Source organism: Pseudomonas sp. BGA-UO-ETr-WB11 (genome assembly GCF_059567785.1).
Genome location: NZ_JCAQOS010000007.1, coordinates 568,108 through 586,775 on the forward strand (window position 1 = coordinate 568,108; position 18,668 = coordinate 586,775).

The 18,668-nt window shown below is 59.8% G+C and carries 12 protein-coding genes; 10 read left to right on the forward strand and 2 right to left on the reverse strand.

Annotated features, from left to right (window positions below):
* The first annotated feature begins 81 nt into the window (after window positions 1-81).
* From dnaX to AC56DI_RS13465, 6 genes are all read left to right on the forward strand, one after another.
* Window positions 82-2,097, forward strand: a complete 2,016-nt coding sequence (dnaX, locus tag AC56DI_RS13440; RefSeq protein WP_496346594.1) for a DNA polymerase III subunit gamma/tau — start codon at window positions 82-84, stop codon at window positions 2,095-2,097.
* A gap of 100 nt (window positions 2,098-2,197) precedes the next feature.
* Window positions 2,198-2,524, forward strand: a complete 327-nt coding sequence (locus tag AC56DI_RS13445; protein ID WP_324520742.1) for a YbaB/EbfC family nucleoid-associated protein — start codon at window positions 2,198-2,200, stop codon at window positions 2,522-2,524.
* 177 nt (window positions 2,525-2,701) lie between these two features.
* A complete protein-coding gene (recR, locus tag AC56DI_RS13450) occupies window positions 2,702-3,301 on the forward strand; it encodes a recombination mediator RecR (RefSeq protein ID WP_324520740.1) in 600 nt (199 codons plus the stop codon).
* 108 nt (window positions 3,302-3,409) lie between these two features.
* The gene (locus tag AC56DI_RS13455; RefSeq protein ID WP_496346595.1) at window positions 3,410-4,558 is read left to right on the forward strand and encodes an acyl-CoA dehydrogenase family protein; all 1,149 of its coding nucleotides are present in this window, start codon (window positions 3,410-3,412) and stop codon (window positions 4,556-4,558) included.
* A 209-nt stretch (window positions 4,559-4,767) separates the two neighbouring features.
* Entirely contained in the window at window positions 4,768-8,598 is a 3,831-nt protein-coding gene (locus tag AC56DI_RS13460; protein WP_496346596.1) for a response regulator, read from the forward strand.
* A gap of 42 nt (window positions 8,599-8,640) precedes the next feature.
* Window positions 8,641-9,720, forward strand: coding sequence for a response regulator (locus AC56DI_RS13465; protein WP_496346597.1), 1,080 nt, complete (start codon window positions 8,641-8,643; stop codon window positions 9,718-9,720).
* Between the two features lie 9 nt (window positions 9,721-9,729).
* Here the strand turns inward: AC56DI_RS13465 and AC56DI_RS13470 are convergent, their stop codons facing one another.
* Window positions 9,730-12,942, reverse strand: a complete 3,213-nt coding sequence (locus AC56DI_RS13470) for a DUF1631 family protein (RefSeq protein WP_496346598.1) — start codon at window positions 12,940-12,942, stop codon at window positions 9,730-9,732.
* Between the two features lie 298 nt (window positions 12,943-13,240).
* Here AC56DI_RS13470 and AC56DI_RS13475 point away from each other — a divergent pair, with 298 nt between their 5' ends.
* Window positions 13,241-13,789, forward strand: coding sequence for an eCIS core domain-containing protein (locus AC56DI_RS13475; RefSeq protein WP_496346599.1), 549 nt, complete (start codon window positions 13,241-13,243; stop codon window positions 13,787-13,789).
* On the opposite strand, the gene AC56DI_RS13480 is transcribed toward AC56DI_RS13475, so the two are convergent.
* A complete protein-coding gene (locus tag AC56DI_RS13480) occupies window positions 13,786-14,748 on the reverse strand; it encodes a LysR family transcriptional regulator (protein WP_496346600.1) in 963 nt (320 codons plus the stop codon). The genes AC56DI_RS13475 and AC56DI_RS13480 overlap by 4 nt on opposite strands.
* Before the next feature lie 111 nt (window positions 14,749-14,859).
* Here AC56DI_RS13480 and AC56DI_RS13485 point away from each other — a divergent pair, with 111 nt between their 5' ends.
* The 3 genes from AC56DI_RS13485 to AC56DI_RS13495 all read left to right on the forward strand — a co-directional run bounded on the left by AC56DI_RS13485 (window position 14,860) and on the right by AC56DI_RS13495 (window position 18,614).
* Window positions 14,860-16,131: an OmpP1/FadL family transporter gene (locus AC56DI_RS13485; RefSeq protein WP_496346601.1), complete on the forward strand. Its 1,272-nt coding sequence runs from the start codon at window positions 14,860-14,862 to the stop codon at window positions 16,129-16,131.
* A 53-nt stretch (window positions 16,132-16,184) separates the two neighbouring features.
* A complete protein-coding gene (locus AC56DI_RS13490) occupies window positions 16,185-18,227 on the forward strand; it encodes an alkyl/aryl-sulfatase (RefSeq protein ID WP_496346602.1) in 2,043 nt (680 codons plus the stop codon).
* Between the two features lie 171 nt (window positions 18,228-18,398).
* Window positions 18,399-18,614: a hypothetical protein gene (locus AC56DI_RS13495; protein ID WP_496346603.1), complete on the forward strand. Its 216-nt coding sequence runs from the start codon at window positions 18,399-18,401 to the stop codon at window positions 18,612-18,614.
* The last annotated feature ends 54 nt before the right edge of the window (window positions 18,615-18,668 follow it).

Here is an 18,668-nt window from a genome sequence, read left to right on the forward strand (position 1 = left end):
TGCGGCCAGGCAGCGGGTGCAATTTGCCGCTTGCTCCGCTAGGATTAGCCCTCTTTAGCCTCCCTGTCGCGACGGTTTTCGATGAGTTATCAGGTTCTTGCACGTAAATGGCGTCCGCGCTCGTTCCGCGAAATGGTCGGCCAGACCCATGTGCTCAAGGCCCTTATCAACGCGCTCGACAGCCAGCGACTGCACCACGCTTATCTGTTTACCGGTACCCGTGGGGTGGGCAAGACCACCATTGCGCGGATCATCGCCAAATGCCTGAACTGCGAGACCGGCGTCAGCTCCACGCCGTGCGGCGTGTGCTCGATCTGCAAGGAAATCGACGAAGGCCGTTTTATTGACCTGATCGAAGTCGATGCCGCCAGCCGCACCAAGGTCGAAGACACCCGTGAGCTGCTCGACAACGTGCAGTACGCACCGAGCCGCGGGCGCTTCAAGGTCTACCTGATCGACGAAGTGCACATGCTGTCTTCGCACTCGTTCAACGCCTTGCTGAAAACCCTCGAAGAGCCGCCACCCCACGTCAAATTCCTGCTGGCTACCACCGACCCGCAGAAACTGCCGGTAACCATCCTCTCGCGTTGCCTGCAGTTCTCGCTGAAGAACATGCCGCCTGAGCGAGTGGTCGAGCACCTGACCCATGTGCTGGGTGTTGAACAAGTACCGTTTGAAGACGATGCGTTGTGGCTGTTGGGCCGTGCCGCCGATGGCTCGATGCGTGATGCCATGAGCCTCACCGACCAGGCCATCGCCTTCGGGGAGGGCAAGGTACTGGCCGCCGATGTGCGCGCCATGCTCGGCACGCTTGATCACGGCCAAGTGTATGGCGTGCTGCAAGCGTTGCTGGAGGGTGACGCGCGTGGGCTGATTGAGGCCGTGCGCCATCTGGCCGAGCAAGGCCCGGATTGGGCCGGCGTACTGGCCGAGATTCTCAATGTCCTGCACCGCGTGGCGATTGCTCAGGCGCTGCCGGATGCCGTCGACAATGGCCAGGGCGACCGTGATCGGGTCCTGGCACTGGCGCAAGCCTTGCCGGCCGAAGATGTGCAGTTCTATTACCAGATGGGCCTGATCGGTCGCCGCGATCTGCCCCTGGCCCCCGACCCGCGCAGTGGCTTCGAGATGGTCTTGCTGCGCATGCTGGCCTTTCGCCCGGCCGACAATGGTCAGCCCCCCAGAGGCGCACTAAAGCCCTTGGGGATCAGCCCGGCCACCACTGATTCCAGACCCAACCCAGTGGCCGCGGCGCCCATCAGTGCTGCGGTTATGCCGGCGCCTGCCCCCATAGCTGAAGCCCCGGCAGTGGTTGCGGCGGTTGTTACCGAGCAGGCTCCGGTTGCTGCTGCACCTGCCGAGACCGTTGCAGTTACGCCAGTACCAGCCAACGCCGTCGTAGTAGCGCCTGCAAGCGCACCGGTGGCTGAGGTCGATCTGCCGTGGAATGAGCCAGCCGTGGTTGTTGCCGAGCCTGAGGTCGTGCCGGTAGCTGTTCAGCCGTTGCCAGTCGCCGGAGCTGTAGTCACTCCTGCCGCGACCGTCAGTGCACCAGAAGTGGCTGCCGATGAAGATGAAGAGGGCGCGCCGGAATACGACTATGAAATGGCCGATGACAGCGCTTATGCCTATATGGACACGCTGCCCGATGAGCCTGAGGTGCCGGTCGACATCGTTGCACCTGCCGCACTGCCGGCCACCGGGCTGGCCGCGCAGTGGCTGGAGATGTTTGCTCAGTTGGGCTTGAGTGGCCTGACCGGCAGCATCGCCGCCAACTGCAGCCTGATGGCGGTGGAGGGCGACAACTGGTTACTGCACTTGGACCCGGCGCAGGGCGCGCTGTTCAACGCCAGCCAGCAGCGCCGGATCAACGATGCGCTCAACCAGTTACAAGGGCGCAGCATCAACCTGGATATCCAGCTGTGCAAACCCGAGCAGGAAACCCCGGCCCAGGCGGCGGCGCGCAAGCGTGGTGAGCGTCAGGCCCAGGCTGAGGCGTCGATTCATGCCGACCCACTGATCCAGCAGATGCAGCAGCAATTTGCCGCGGTTATTCGTGCCGAGAGTATTGTGCCGGTGGATGGGGTCGCGGCCTAACGCGCCTGCCTGTCCGCCAGCCCACCGTTAACTTAAACAACGCGTGCCGCGCTGATTGCGGTGCGCCGATATTGACCCCGTAATGTATTGAGGTGATCCCATGATGAAAGGTGGCATGGCCGGTCTGATGAAACAGGCCCAGCAGATGCAAGAAAAAATGCAAAAGATGCAAGAAGAACTGGCCAACGCCGAAGTCACTGGCCAGTCCGGTGCCGGCCTGGTTAGCGTGGTGATGACTGGTCGTCACGACGTTAAACGTATCAGCCTGGATGACAGCCTGATGCAGGAAGACAAGGAAATCCTCGAAGACCTGATTGCTGCCGCCGTCAATGACGCTGTGCGCAAGATTGAAGCCAATAGCCAGGACAAGATGTCGGGTATGACTGCCGGCATGCAGCTCCCCCCCGGCTTCAAAATGCCCTTCTAAGCGTGACGTCCAGCCGCAGCACATAGCGGCGTTGCGACTCGGCCCGGGCATGCTCATTTACAGCCAGTAAACTCCGCTGCCCAGGCCGAGTCGCGCCTTGCTCTGCACTACGTCTGACCGCCACTTACACCGAGTGGGAACACTCAAAAGCGTTGTTTTCCTTTCTGGTAAACCTTCATGAGCTTCAGCCCGCTGATCCGCCAATTGATTGATTCGCTGCGCATCCTGCCGGGTGTCGGGCAGAAGACTGCTCAACGCATGGCTTTGCAGTTGCTTGAGCGTGATCGCAGTGGCGGCATGCGCCTGGCCCATGCGTTGAGTACAGCGATGGAAGGTGTTGGCCATTGCCAGCGCTGCCGCACCTTGTGTGAAGACCCACTGTGCCCGCAGTGCGACGATCCGCGCCGGGACGATTCGGTGTTATGTGTAGTGGAAGGGCCGCTGGATGTGTTTGCCGTGGAGCAGACCGGCTATCGCGGCCGCTACTTCGTGCTCAAGGGCCATTTGTCGCCGCTCGATGGCCTCGGTCCCGAGGCTATCGGCATTCCTGAGCTGCTGGCGCGCATCGACGAAGCCGCGTTTAGCGAAATCATCCTGGCCACCAACCCGACTGTCGAAGGTGAGGCCACGGCCCACTACATCGCGCAAATGCTGGCCGGCCACGGTTTATCCCTGACCCGTATCGCCCATGGCGTGCCCTTGGGAGGAGAGCTGGAAATGGTCGACGGTGGCACCCTGGCCCACGCGTTGTCTGGCCGGCGGCCTATGGGCACCTGAAGCCCATCGCCTGTCGTGGCTGGAACAGCGGCAGTGATGGCATAAATAGCGCCTTGAATACCAAGCAAGCGCTTGGTAAGGTCTGGCTATCTCGGCTGGAGCCTACTCATGTCTGCTTATCAAGAATATTTCGACGCAAACCATCAACTGCTGCGCGACTCGGTACGGCGTTTTGTCGAACGGGAAATCCTGCCCTTCGTGGCTGAGTGGGAGGAGGCGGAGAGCTTCCCCCGCGAGCTGTATGTCAAGGCCGGCGCTGCCGGCATTCTAGGCATCGGTTACCCCGAGCAGTTCGGTGGCAGCCACGAGGGCGACCTGTTCGCCAAGGTGGCCGTCAGCGAAGAGCTGATGCGTTGCGGTTCCGGTGGTCTGGTGGCGGGGCTGGGCTCACTGGATATCGGCCTGCCGCCGGTACTGAAGTGGGCTAAGCCGGCGGTGCGTGATCGTGTGGTGCCGCAGGTGCTAAGTGGCGAGAAGATCATGGCCTTGGCTGTCACCGAGCCCAGCGGCGGCTCCGATGTCGCCAACCTTAAAACCCGTGCGGTAAAGGAGGGCGATTACTACCGTGTTAGTGGCAGCAAGACCTTTATCACCAGCGGCGTGCGCGCCGACTACTACACCGTGGCCGTACGCACCGGCGGTGACGGTTTCGGCGGTGTTAGCCTACTGCTGATCGAAAAAGGCACCCCTGGCTTCACCGTTGGCCGCTCACTGAAGAAGATGGGCTGGTGGGCATCAGACACCGCCGAGTTATTCTTCGATGACTGCAAAGTGCCGGTGGAGAACCTGATCGGCGTCGAGAACATGGGTTTTGCTGGGATCATGGCCAACTTTCAGAGCGAGCGGCTATCGCTGGCGATCATGGCCAACATGACCTCGCAATTGGCGCTGGAAGAGTCGATGAAGTGGGCCAAAGAGCGTGAGGCCTTCGGCAAGCCGATCGGCAAATTCCAGGTGCTCAAGCACCGCTTGGCCGAGATGGCCACCCAGTTGGAAGTTTCCCGCGAGTTCACCTACCGCCAGGCCGCGAAGATGGCCGCCGGCAAGAGCGTGATCAAGGAAATTTCCATGGCCAAGAACTTCGCCACTGACGTGTCCGATCGCATCACCTACGACGCCACGCAGATCCTCGGCGGTATGGGCTTTATGCGTGAAAGCCTGGTGGAGCGGCTGTACCGCGATAACCGCATCCTGTCCATTGGGGGCGGCACGCGCGAGGTGATGAACGAGATCATCAGCAAACAGCTTGGTCTCTAGACTGACAGCGCAACACGCAACAACAGAGAGTTCCAAGGCCCGGTTTACCGGGCCTTGTCGTTTTTGCAGACGCACAATGAGCAATGGGCTGCCAGACTGAGGTGGAATTGCTAGACCCGCCGTGATGTGTTGTTCTGCTTGGATAACCACTTGGGTTCTGCCTGTACCGGGACGTCATTGGCTGTTGCACAAGGAGAAGGGAGTTCGCCGTGAGACTTGCCAAATTCAGTAACCTGCTGACATGGCTGGTGGTAAGCCTGCTTATAGCCGCGTGTGCCAGTGTCTGGCTGGCCTTTACCTTGAGCCAGGATTACCGCGCGGAGATGACTCGCCTGCATCAGGCCAGCGAAACCATCAACAGCCTGCAGTTGGGCAGTCACGCCCTGACCCTGGCGGTGCGTAACTATGTCACCACCACAGATGAACTTTATTACCAGGCCTACCTGGACGAAAAAAACAGCGACCGCACCTACGACAAAGCCTTGGAGCAGTTCCTGTCGCAACAGCTAACAAGCACGGATGTAGCTCTGCTGCTGGAGTCGCAGAATCAGTCTCAGCGCCTGGCACAGTTGCAGATGCAGGCCTTTGCCACTGCCCGTGCAGGGGACTGGGCGCAAGCCGTCGAGTTGGTCTTCGGCGCGCCTTATCAGAAAACCATGCTGGCGATTATCGATCCGCTGGAAAAACTGGAAAAAAAGCTGCACAGCGAAGGCCTAGCGCGCATCGAGAGCCTGCAGCAACAGCTCACCCGTGCCACCATAATCGCCGTGGCGCTGATGCTCATCAGCCTGCTGCTGGTACTGCTGGTGCTGCGCAGCTTTTACCATCGCCGCGTACTGCAACCACTGCTGGCACTGACCCACAACACTCATCAGTTACTCGCGGGCAAGCGCAACATTCGTTATGCCAATGTCGATGAGGTCTCGGAAATCGGTGACCTCAGTCGGGCGTTAAGCCGCTACGGCGAGGTTATTCGCGAACTGGAGATCGAGCGCCGCCGGTTCAGCGAATCTGATGCCTGGTATCGACAGATCATCGAATTTGCACCGGATGGCATGCTGGTGGTGGATGCCGAAGGTCAGATCCTGATTGCTAACCCTAAAGCACATGAGCAATTTGCCTATCCACCCGGCAGCCTCATCGGCATGGCGATTGATCGACTGGTGCCAACAAGCATCCGCCAGCAGCACGCCGAGATGCGCAAGCGCTTCATGGCCGGTACGGGCCATCGCGCCATGGACAGGGTCAATGGTGACTTTAGTGCGGTGGATAGCCGCGGCCACGAGTTTCCTGTTGAGCTGGGGTTGACCCGCTTGCCCCTGGTCGAAGGCCATCCAGCGTGCGCCTGCGTTACGGTGCGCGATATCACCGAACGCAAGCACTACGAGCAGACCATTGCCGAGCAGCTGGAGTTTCAGCGGGTGTTGCTCGACACCTTGCCGTACCCGATCTTTTTCAAGGATGCCGAGGCCCATTACCTGGGCTTCAACCAGGCGTTCCTCGATGTGTTTAACGTGCGCCGCGAAGACCTGATCGGTAAGACGGTGTTGCAGTTCTTGCAGTTACCCGTCGAGGACCGGCCGCTCTACCAGCAGGCCAACGAAAAAGTCTTGCGCGAGGGTGGTTTGTACACCCGCGAAATGCGCATTCCAGGCGCTGATGGCGAGATGCACCCGGCCATTTACTGCTTGTCCAGTTACCCGGGCAGTGATGGCAAGATCGCCGGACTGGTCGGCACACTGATTGATATTTCAGCGCAGAAGGCCGCTGAACAAGCCATGACCCAGGCAAAGGAGCTGGCAGAGGAGGCCACACGGCTCAAATCGGATTTTCTCGCCAACATGAGCCACGAAATACGCACGCCTATGAACGTGATCATGGGCATGAGCCATCTGGCGCTAGACAGTCAGCTGGACAAACGCCAGCGCAATTACCTCGAAAAAATCTCCAGCGCGGCCCAGGGGCTGCTGGGGATCATCAACGACATCCTCGACTTCTCCAAGATCGAAGCAGGCAAGCTGCAGGTCGAGACGACCGCGTTTTACCTGGAGGATGTGCTCGACAGCCTGGTTGATCTGGCCACCCTCAAGGCGCAGGAAAAAGGCCTGGAACTGCTGTTTGATATCGGTACAGACGTGCCTACCCGTTTGATCGGCGACCCGCTACGACTGGGACAAATCCTCAATAATCTGGTCAGCAACGCACTGAAGTTCACTGAGCGGGGTGAGGTCACGCTTGCGATTCGCTGCGAACAGCAAAACAGTGACCAGGCATGGCTGCGCTTTGAGGTCAGCGATACCGGCATCGGTCTGAGCCCAGAGCAAAGCGCCAAGTTGTTTCAGGCGTTCTCCCAGGCGGATTCGTCGACCTCGCGCAAATACGGCGGCACCGGGCTGGGCCTGACGATCTGCCAGCGCCTGGTGGAGTTGATGGGCGGTGAGATCGGTTGCGACACTGAACTGGGCGTGGGCAGCACGTTTTTCATCCGCGCCCCCTTTAAGCTGCAAAGCCAGCAGCGCCAACTGCTGGTCGATGGCGATGGCTTGCTCGGCCTGTCGATCCTGGTGGTCGATGACAATGCCAGTGCCCGAGGCATTTTCCACAGCATGCTCAGCTCGCTGAAGTTTGCCGTGACCGCGGTTAGTTCTGCGCGCGAGGCCATTGATGTGCTCGCTGACGCCAGCGCAGCGGGTCAGCCTTACCGACTGGTCCTCATGGACTGGATGATGCCGGACATGGACGGGGTCGAAGCCATTCGTGCGATCCGCAGCGACAGCCGTATCGGCGACACGCCTTTTTTCGTGATGGTCACGGCTTACAACCGCGACGAGCTATTGGTGCGTTTGGCCAATCTTCCGGTGGCCGGCGTGCTGGTCAAGCCAATCACGCCGTCGTCCCTGCTCGATTGCATTCTCAACACCTTCGGCCAGCAGGCACTGGCGCGGCCACGTAAGAAAGAGCTACTGGCCGAGGTGCACGAAGCGCGTCAGGCACTGCAAGGCGCCTTTCTGCTGCTGGTTGAGGACAACCAGGTGAATCAGGAAATGACCGTGGAAATTCTCGCGCGTGGCGGCATACGCGTGGATGTTGCCTGTAACGGCGCCGAGGCGCTGTCCATGGTGGCCAAGACGAGCTATGACGGTGTCTTGATGGATTGCCAGATGCCGGTGATGGACGGTTTTGAAGCAACCCGCAGAATTCGGGCACAAGCCCACTTTGCCCATTTGCCAATTCTGGCCATGACGGCCAATGCCATGGCCGGCGACAAAGAAAAATGCCTGCAAGCCGGCATGAATGATCACATCGCCAAGCCGCTTGATGTCAATCAGCTGTTCATCACCTTGCAGCGCTGGATCAAGTCCTCCGGCAGTCAGGGCCCACTGGCGGACCTAACGACGGACGATGGCCATTTACCGTTGATTGCCGGCCTGCAAATGGACGCCGCCTTGCAGCGCCTGGACGGCAATAGCGCCTTGCTGCGCAAGTTACTCAAGCGCTTCTGCGAAACCCAGGCCGACAGCCTGGAGCGTGTTCGCGCGGCACTTGCAGAACAGGATCGTGAAGGGGCGGTGCGCGCGGCACACTCACTCAAAGGCCTGGCCGGCAATATTGGCGCTCGCGCCCTGATGCTGAATGCCGCAGAACTCGAAGCGCAGCTCCGCCATGGCCGTGATGAGGACGCCGAGTTGAACCTGCAAGGCTTGGCACTCGAACTGCACGGATTGATCACCCATATTGAGCAAGGGCTGCAGACCGTGGCACTGCCGCCCGCAGCCCCTGCTGGCCCCGCGGCGATACCCGGCGAGGTTGACCTGGTCCGGTTGCGCGCAGGGCTGGAGCGCTTGGAATACCTGTTGCGTGAAGACGACGGCGAGGCCGGCGAGTGCCTGAGTGCACACCTTGTCGGGCTGGCGAGCCTGGGCTGGAAGTCCGAGGCCCAGGACCTGGAGCGATTGATTGGTCGCTACCAGTTCGATCAGGCACTACAGTTAGTACAGGCCCTACGCCAGCGCATGACGCTATCTGCTGGTTTGGAGTGACGTGCCGATGGGCCTAGGAGGTCCAGTCAACGAGGAGTCACCGTGAGCGCCGATAGCTCTCCAAGCACCATCCTGCTGGTCGATGACATGGCCGACAACATCGACATCCTCAATGCGGTGCTGTCGCCTTTTTACCGTACCCGGGTCGCCCTGAGTGGCGAAAAAGCGCTGAAGATCGCCGCCTCGCCCAATCCACCGGATCTGATCCTACTGGATGTGATGATGCCCGGGTTGGACGGCTATCAGGTCTGCGAACAACTGAAGAGCAATCCCGACACCCGCACCATTCCGGTGATCTTTGTTACCGCCATGAGTGAGGTCGAGGACGAGCGTCACGGCCTTGAACTGGGCGCGGTCGACTACATCACCAAACCCGTCAGCCCGGCCATCGTGCTGGCGCGGGTGCGTACTCACCTGGCGCTTTATGATCAAAACCGCGAGCTGGCCCGCCAGGTCGGTGAGCGCACGGCGGAGCTGTTCAACACCCGCCAGCAGATTATCCGCCGCTTGGGCCGCGCGGCCGAGTTTCGTGACAATGAAACCGGTAACCACATCATCCGCATGAGCCATTTCTGTCGGCTGATTGGCTCGGCGGCAGGCTTGGGCGAGAAAAGCGTGGAAATCCTCTACAACGCATCGCCCATGCATGATGTCGGCAAGATTGGTATTCCCGACCATATTCTGCTCAAGCAAGGTGCGTTGACCGCTGACGAATGGGAAGTCATGAAGTGCCACCCGCAAATGGGCGCCGACATCATTGGCCAACACACCGATGAGTTGTTGCAGAGCGCCTGGGTAATCGCCCTTTGTCATCACGAAAAATGGGACGGCAGCGGCTACCCCAACGGCCTCAAAGGCGAAGATATTCCGTTGCTGGCGCGCATTGCAGCCCTGGCGGATGTGTTCGACGCGTTGACCACTGAGCGCCCCTACAAGCATGCCTGGACGGTAGAGGCCGCCGTCAGCCATATCGAGGCGCTGGCCGGCAGCCATTTTGACCCCAACTTGCTTGGCCCTTTCAAAACAGCGTTGCCCGAGATGCTGCGCATCCGCGAGCAGTTTGCGGACAGTCATGGGGCACTGGATGATGTCGACGGCGTTGCCTTGCCCGTCAGCGCCTAACGGCTGCGGCTAGCAGCTTTGTAGGTACTCGCTCAATGGCCGCGGGTGTTCGACGCCATAGCCCTGCACATAGTCAACGCCAAGGGCGGCCAACTGCTCGCGAATGCTCTGGGTTTCGACGTATTCAGCGATGGTCTTGCGCCCCAGCACATGGGCGATTTCGTTGATCGATTTGACCATGGCCAGGTCGCTGGGCGAGCGCTCGATTTCCTTGACGAAGCTGCCGTCGATTTTGACGTAGTCGACCGGCAGCCGCTTGAGGTACTCATAGGATGAAAATCCGGTACCAAAGTCGTCAATAGAAAAGGTGCAGCCCAGCTTCTGCAACTGGCGAACAAAATCTGCGGTTTTGGTCAGGTTGGCCACCGCGGCGGTTTCAGTCAGCTCGAAGCAGATACGTTCGGGGGGCACCGGGTATTGCTCAAACAGGTTTTCGATAAACCCCTGCAATTTATCGTCGTTCAGGCTACTGCCGGACAGATTGATGGAAACACCGCTGGTCTTCTCCCACACCTGTGGACACTCGGCCAGCTCGCTGAATGCGCGCTTGAGCACCCAACGGTCCACCTTGGTCATCCGGTGATAGCGTTCTGCGGCGGTGATGAAGTCGAGCAAATTGATGTCGTTTTCCATGACCAGTAGCAGTTCGTAATGGGGGAGCTGGTGTTGCTGACTGTCGGCTGGGGCGATTTGTTGCATACGCATGCTCAGCTCGCCGCGCTCAATAATCCCGTCCACCCGCGCCGCGATTGCCATCAGGCTGGTTTGCGCACCATCAACCGCTTCATCGTAAATGTGCACACGGTTGCGTCCTGACTCCTTGGCGGCATTGCAGGCAGTTTGCAGGTCGCAAAAAATGTTGATCACATCGCGGCGCTCGCTGGTCAGTACCAACCCCAGGCTCATGGTCAGGCTGCGATCCTGGCCTTGCCAGTTAAAGGCTTGGGTCTCTACGGCGAGGCGCAGCTTTTCTGCGGTTCTGTAAGCCTGGCCGCCAGCGGTCTTGGGCAAGGCCACGGCGAAGTCGGCAGCACCGATCCGTGCCAGCGTCGCTTCAGCGGGTAATTGGTCGCGGAGCAGGGCGGCTAACTGCTTGAGGTAAGTATCACCGGCCAAGGGGCCGCAGCTGGAATTGAGCAGGCTGAACTGGTCGATATGACCGTAAATAAAGGCGTAATTGTCGTGCTGGTTAATCGTCTGCGCTACGCAGGCTTCAAAGCTGCGGCGGTTGTAAACGCCCGTGAGTTCGTCATGACTGCGGGCATGGGCGATGTCACGGTAGAGCTGACCGACAATGCTTTGCAGGTGATCCCTCACCACGTTGGGCGGTGCCGTTGTGGACGTCTCAATCCAACCATTGGCCAACCGCTGCATCAGCTCCGCGCTGTTGAAACTGCCGGCTTCGTGGCCCTGGCGGTCGGCGAGAACAAAATGGTCATTGGCCGGGTTAGCCCAGATCAATTGCAGGGCTTGTCCACTCTCCGTGCTTAGCCAGTCGCCGGTGCTCAACTGCTGCAGGCGCTCATGCCAGCGCTGCTGCTCAGGGGCGTGGCTGGTCGCTGTGACAGGCTCGCTGGAGAGCGGGGTGGCGATCAGCTCAATGGGCTCCAACCCTTGCAGTTGCAACTGCAGGTGCTGCAGCACCGGAATGTGCTGGTACTGCCCCGGTAACAAGCTTTCGACCTGACGGCGCAGCAACTCCAGAACCTGATCAACTTCGTAGGCGCGCTCGACGGCCAGGGCTGTATCGCCATTGACCTGATGTGTCGTGTGCAGCCAGCCGCTTAGCTGACGGATCACCGTCAGTTGATCCAGCCAGTCCTGCCCTTGTTCACCTTGGCGCAACAACGCGTGCACCATCAACTCCTGCCAGCCGGCATCGAGCCACTCGATCAGTACTTTCGGCGCCTGTGGCCCGAGCACCTCGAATAAGGTGCTCTTTACTTGCCGGCGTGCCAGCTGCAGCTTGTCGCGACCGCGGTGGTATTGCAGCACACGCTCGGCATTGTTGTTGTAGGCCCGTTGCTGGGCGGCCAGCAGTTGCTCCAGCTGCTCGTCGTAACGGCTGAAGACCCGACTGTCGCCCTGGTAGTCGCTGACAATCTGGTCGATCAATTGCTCCATCCGCCGATCCAGTACCAGGTTGGCGGGCTCGGCGAAATCGCACAGACGCATCATTTTGTCCAGGCTGGCGCGGACCGGGTGGAGCGGGTCGGCAAACGCTGCAGGGTCGAGCATGACAGCTTGAGCCACCGGGGCCATCAACCGGCGCAAGGCGGGCTTAACGGCCGGTGCGATAACCTGTTCGTGCTCAATATGCTGAAAGAGTTCGGCCACCAATTGGGTGTCCTGGCATTGCTGTGCTGACGGCTGCAGGCCAGCCGCTTGCAGGGCGCCAAGGAAACTCTCGGCTGTCCAGCCATGTTCCGGGCAGGGGGTTGCCCGTAAGAGCGGCAGCGCCTGTTGCAACTGCGTCAGGCCGACGGCCTGAGCGTTGCTGTGACCAACTTGGGGCTCGCCCCTGAGCGGGCTTAGCTGTTTGATCGCGTGATAACTACTGTTCGCCGCAGCACTGGTAGGCACGTGTTTGGGGGCGGGATTGGCCAGGGTTAGTCCCGCACGACGGGGCACGATCGCAAACTGGGTAAATACGCCATCCAGTTGTTCCAGATAGGCTTTTAAGTCTTGCCCTAAAACATCTACGCAGCAGCGGTAGAACACCTCGCGGATGGCCCCCGACTGCTCATGCACATGCAGCTCGGCTTGCACGTTGTGCAAGAGAAACTCCAGGGACAACGGATTGTCGCTGTCTTTCTTTAGCCCACCATCGACCTGCTCCAGGCAGTTACACAGGCGCCACTCAAGCGTGCCCAGTGGCATACGCAAGGCGCGCGCCATGCGCCGAGTGTCGAGCATGGCCTCCACCTCGGTGTCATCCACCAGGTTCCATTCACTCAGATCACTGGGCGGCGCACTCAGGGGCGCGTTATGGCGCAGCCGCTGGCAAATGCTGGCGGCCGTATTCGAAGGCACGACGTCACGCAGGCGCTTACACACGCGCAAGAAGTCGATGTAGGTTTGCTCTTCCTTGTTGCTACCGGCGTGGATGCGCTGTTGTTGCAGGCGCTCCATCAATTCATCCAGCACGCGTTGTAATGGCGGCGGCAAATGGCCGCTAATCACCTGGCACAAGGCATCGATCACGGTCTGGTGTTGCGGCATGTGCATTCCAGGGCCCTTAGCGCGACGAAATTCCCTTCGACTATAGCCAACAGCGCGCTGAAAAACGCGCGCTATCCAGGTCAATATTGCCCGACCCACACAATGGCTAGGCTAGACCGATGCTTGCGCTGCGCTTTGTTGCGCCTTAATCCTCCATGTTGCGTGGCTGCAAACCACGCGTGCCGGCGCCAGTTGGCGCGGTTACTCCGGTAGTATTGCCCGCACACGCCATTGTTTCAGGAGCCACTCTTTGCCCGTTTCCGTACCTCACCTTTTTCGCTTATTGGCCTTCTTGCTCATGGCAGCCAGCGCCACTGGCGTCAGCGCCTGCCCAGCCGGGCAGAGTGAAGTCTGTGTGGTCGCGTGCTTTTGTGCGCCGGGCAGTAAAGAAGAGCTTGAGGCGATTACCAGTAGCGTCAATCAGCTCGCCGCCACCAACTTGCAGCGCTGGCTGGAGGAGTCGCGCAACAGCGCCTCGGTACAGGGGGTGGAGGCCATTCCGTTGCATATCCGCGCCGCGCTGGAGAGTTATTACGACCTGCAGGTGCTGGATGCCGTGCGCTATCAGGTCGGTAATGGGGTGGCCCTCAATGCCGCCAATACCATGCTGCAAAACCCTGATGTGAATGCCGTGACGCTGCTCGACATCATCGTCTTTCGCCATGCCGAGGACGCGCAGAACAACGTCGCGCTCTGGGCCCATGAGCTCAAGCATGTGCAGCAGTACCAGCAGTGGGGTGCCGCGCAGTTCGCCAGCGATTACACTCGCGACTATCGCACCGTTGAGGCCCCGGCCTACGCCATACAAAGCCAGGTGGAGCGCGCGCTACGTGGCAGTGGGCGTTAACGATGCACGGCGAACTGTGCCGCCAGGCGCTGTTCCTTGGCGCGAATCTCTGCCTCAAGCGCGCGTACTTCTGCCATATAGGCCTTGGCCGCCGGTGCCAGGCTGCGATTGCGCAGGTAGATAAAACCGTAATGGGCTTTCAGCGCAAAGCCTGTCACGGGTAGCAGCGCAACCTCGCCGGCCAGCAGTGCTGATTCCATGTTGCTCAGCAGGCTGATGGCCAGGGCATCGCTGGCATGCAAAAAGCTGTCGAGGTGCATGGGTACATCAATCTCAATGGCCGGGACAAAATCACCGTTCAGTGGGTCAATCGTCCCAGCCACCCCCAAGTCTGCCGGTAAGGCCGTGCTGCTGCGCCCAGGGAGGCGCGGGCAAATCCACGGATACTGGCACAACATGGCCGGCGTCAGCGGTCCTGCGCTCAAGAGCGGATGTCCGGGCCGACAGAACAGCCGGCCGGCATGTTCGCCAAGCAGTTCGGTGGCGAAATGCTCATTGCCCTCCAGGGCGCTGATTTCAGCAATGCCCAGGTCTACCGTGCGCGCTTGTACCTGCTGGGCCACTTCGTGCCAGCCGCTCACCCGCATGCCGATGTTAATACCCGGATGCCGAGCCAGCAGCCGCGACGCGCCCGCATAACCACACGTGATGCTGGGATAAGGCCCGAAGGCCACGCTCAGAGCGCCGATCTGGTGCTCATTAAGCAGTTTGATCTCTCGCCGCAAGTCATCTTCTACGGTAAGCAGGGGCTTGCTGCGCTCGGCCACTATCTGACCAAAAACTGTCAGGCTGACGCCGCCACTCTTGCGGTCAACCAGGGTGACTTCAAGTTCGGCCTCCAGTGCCTGGATGCTTTTGGACAAGGCTGGCTGGGAGATATTCAAGGCATCCGCAGCCCGGCCAAAATGGCCGTACTCGACGAGTGTCAGCAAGTGCAGCAAGCGGCGTTGGGTAATCATAATAACCTCAAGGTTATGACTTTCTGAAAATATACCATTTAAAGTAATTTTCTCGCTGTGCTTCAATCTATGGCAATCACAGCGATCACACGCCGCCACTGGAACCTGCTTATGCCGAAGCGTCACCTAACGCTACTGACCGCCGCCACGCTGTACCTGTCGTTGCCGGCCTCAGCGCTGGCCGGCGGGATCATGCTGTATGAAATTGGCAGCGATAACACCGGCCTGGCCAACGCCGGGGCGGCGGCGCGGGCGCAGGGGCCTTCAACCATCGCCAGCAATCCGGCTGGCCTCAGCTATTTGCCGGGCACCCAGGTGAGTGCGGGTGGCCAACTGTTGTTTGGCGACCTGGGCTTTGATGTGGATGGCACCAGCACCGCGAGCGGCGGTGATGGCGGCAACCCGTTGGGGTTGACCCCGTCGGCCAGTTTTTTTATCAGCCAGCAACTGGATGAGCGCTGGACCATAGGGTTCGGTAACTATGGCGACTTTGGCCTGGCCGAGAATTACGACAACGATTGGGCCGGCCGCCATTACCTGCAAAACGCCTCGATTGTCGGCCTATCGCTGGTGCCGAGCGCGGCCTACAAACTTAATCAACAGTGGTCCCTGGGCATCGGCGTCAAGGCCATGTACGCCATGCTGGAGTCGCAGGCAGCGATCAATCGAGCGCCCTTTGGCTTGCTCGATCGCAGCGACGGCCAATTTAAGTATGAGGACCAGACATGGGGCTACGGCGCCAACCTCGGTCTGATTTACGCCCCGCAGCCGGGCACCCGGATTGGTCTGGCTTACACCAGTGAAATCAATCTGGACTTCGACAGCCGCCTGGATGTCAGTGGTACAGGACCGTTGCTGACGCCGCTTGATGGTCGGCGCATCCAGCTCGACACTCAGGTGCCGCAAACTGCCACGCTCAGCCTCTATCAGCAGCTGAATGCACAGTGGGCGTTGCTGGCCAGTGTCAACTGGCAGGACTGGTCGCGGTTTGGCGAGATCGGCGTTGAGCTGGATACCCAGCTGGCCGGTGCCCAGTCCGCAAGCGTGGATGCGCGGTTCAAGGATACCTATCAGTTGGCCGTGGGCAGCCAATATCAGGTCAATCCACAGCTGCTTTGGAACCTCGGCCTGGCCTATGACACGGCGGCTGTCTCGGATGCCAACCGCGGAGTGATTCTGCCCACGGGCTCGACCTGGCGGCTTGGCACCGGGGCCACCTACAGCCTGGATCAGAACACCGATGTAAACCTCAGTTGGGACTTAGTCTGGATGGGCGATATGCCCGTTGAGCAAAGCAAAAAACTCTCTGGCGAGCGCCTTTCCGGCGAGTACAGCAATGCCTGGATTCAAACCCTGACAGCCAATATGACGTGGCGCTTCTAGTCCACACGCATCAGTGCAGTAACGATATCGATAGCGCACAAAGGAATGAATACATGAAAAAGCACAGCAATCTTCGTTTGGCGTTGGCTATTACCCTGGCCAGCAGCGTCAGTGCCACGGTTCACGCCGCCGGCGGCGGTGTGGCCCAAACTGATCCTGGCGCCATGCAAGGCAAGCACTTCGACGCCAAGGGCAAGCTGCCATCGCCCTATACCATCGAGCTGCAAAATGCCTTGCGCAAGAGCCTGCCGTTCGAGGACAAACGCGACTTCGAGGAAGCGCAAAAGGGCTTTATCGCCGCACCGCCCTACAAGCAGATCATGGCCGAAGCCGGCAACGTGGCCTGGGACATGGGCAGCTACGAGTACCTGTTGCAGGGCAAGGATTTCGACAGCGTCCACCCCTCATTGCAGCGCCAGGCCGTGCTCAACATGGCCTACGGCCTGTATGAAGTGGTGCCGGGCAAGGTTTATCAAGTGCGCGGCTATGACCTGGCCAACATCAGCTTTATCAAGGGCGACACTGGCTGGATCATCTTTGACGTGCTGACCGCCAAGGAAACCGCCAAGGCCGCACTGGACTTTATCAACGAGAAGCTCGGCAAGCGCCCGGTGGTGGCCGTAGTGGTTTCCCACTCCCATGGCGACCACTTCGGCGGTATTCGCGGCGTGGTGGAGGAGGCCGACGTGCGCAGCGGCAAAATCCCGCTGATCGCGCCGTCCGGCTTTATGGAACATGCGGTGGCCGAGAACGTGTATGCCGGCAATGCCATGACCCGACGGATGTTCTTCCAGTACGGCGTATTGCTGCCGCGTAGCCCGTTCGGCCACGTCGACCAGTCAATCGGCAAGAATACTGCCGCCGGCAACCTGGGCCTGATCGAGCCCAACCGCTACATCGAGAAAGACTTCGTGACGCTGACCATCGACGGTGTCGAGATGGAGTTCCAGAGCACGCCGGGAACCGAGGCGCCCGCCGAGATGAACACCTACTTTCCGCAGTTCAAGGCCTTCTGGGCGGCAGAAAACATCACCGGCACCATTCACAATATCTACACCCTGCGCGGCGCCCTGGTGCGAGATGCGCTGGTTTGGTCCAAACATATCAACGTCGCCCTGTACCGTTATGGCCAACAGGCTGACGTGATGTTCGCGTCCCACAGCTGGCCGCGTTTCGGCAACGAACGTATCCAGGAAGTCATGCGCACCCAACGCGACGTGTACGCCAACCTCAACAACGCCGTGCTGCACGAGGCCAACCAGGGCGTCACCATCAACGAGATTCACAACGTCTACAAACTGCCCGAGAGCCTGAAAAAGAGCTGGGCAGCACACAGTTATCACGGCTCGGAAGAGCACAATAGTCGCGCAGTGCTCAACCGCTACCTCGGCTACTGGGACGCCAACCCGGCAACCCTGATGCCGCTGTCGCCAAAAGACTCCGCACCGCTGTATGTGGAGATGATGGGCGGCGCCGAGAAGATCATGGCCAAGGGCAAGAGCCTCGCCGACCAGGGCCAGTACCGCGAGGCCTATGAAATCCTCAACAAACTGGTCTATGCCGAGCCGAACAACAGCGCGGCCAAGGACTTACTGGCGGATGTCTACGAGCAAGTGGGCTACCAGAAAGAAAGCCCCAGCGTGCGCAACAGCTTCCTCGCTGCCGCCTACGAACTGCGCAATGGCATGCCTCAAGGCGTATCGCCAAAAACTGGCGGGCCAGACTTGATTCGTGGCATGAGCACCGAGCTGTGGCTGAACTTCCTTGGCATCAGCCTGGATGGCAGCAAGTTCGACGGTCAGCACTTTGTCTTCAACCTCAAGACCCCGGACAACGGCGAGCAGTTCGTGGTTGAGTTGAGTAACTCGACACTGACCAACATCAAAGGCCAGCAGGTCAAGGATGCAGACCTGACCATCACCCTCAACCGCAGCGATCTCGAGCAGGTAATGGCCCGTAAGACCAGCTTTGCTCAGTTGATTGCTGGTGGCAAAGCCACGTTCGAGGGTGACAGCAAACCCTTTGAGCAGTTGATGGCGGCGATGACGACCTTCACCCCCAACTTTGAACTGCTGCCCGGCACCTTGCCGGAATAACGGCATCTAGCCGCAAGTGCCCGTGGTGCAATGCCACGGGCACATGGCTGTAGTTGCGCAGCACAACAAACTCCCGGCGCGACTCCCCATCGCCGACATTCGGCCGACGCTGCAATCATTTGGCAACCTTGTGGTCCTAGGATGGCTGACTAATCCAGGAGGAACCCAGTCATGAGCCGATCAGTTAGAAACATGCGCAAAGTGTTGGACGCCGTTGCCAGCCACAACGAGGCTGCGGCCCTGGATGTAATGCGCGCCGCCGAACAGATCAAGGATGAGTTGCTGCGTCAGCGTCTGCTCAACGCCATTCACCAGCTCAACCAGGATGCCGACGACTTGCGTCTGGCCCGTGATGAGCTGCACGGCCAAGCCAGTCGGCTGGGCTAGGCGCTGATGGGTTTCCCCTGACCTGAGAAAAACCACTTATCATTCAACGATCTA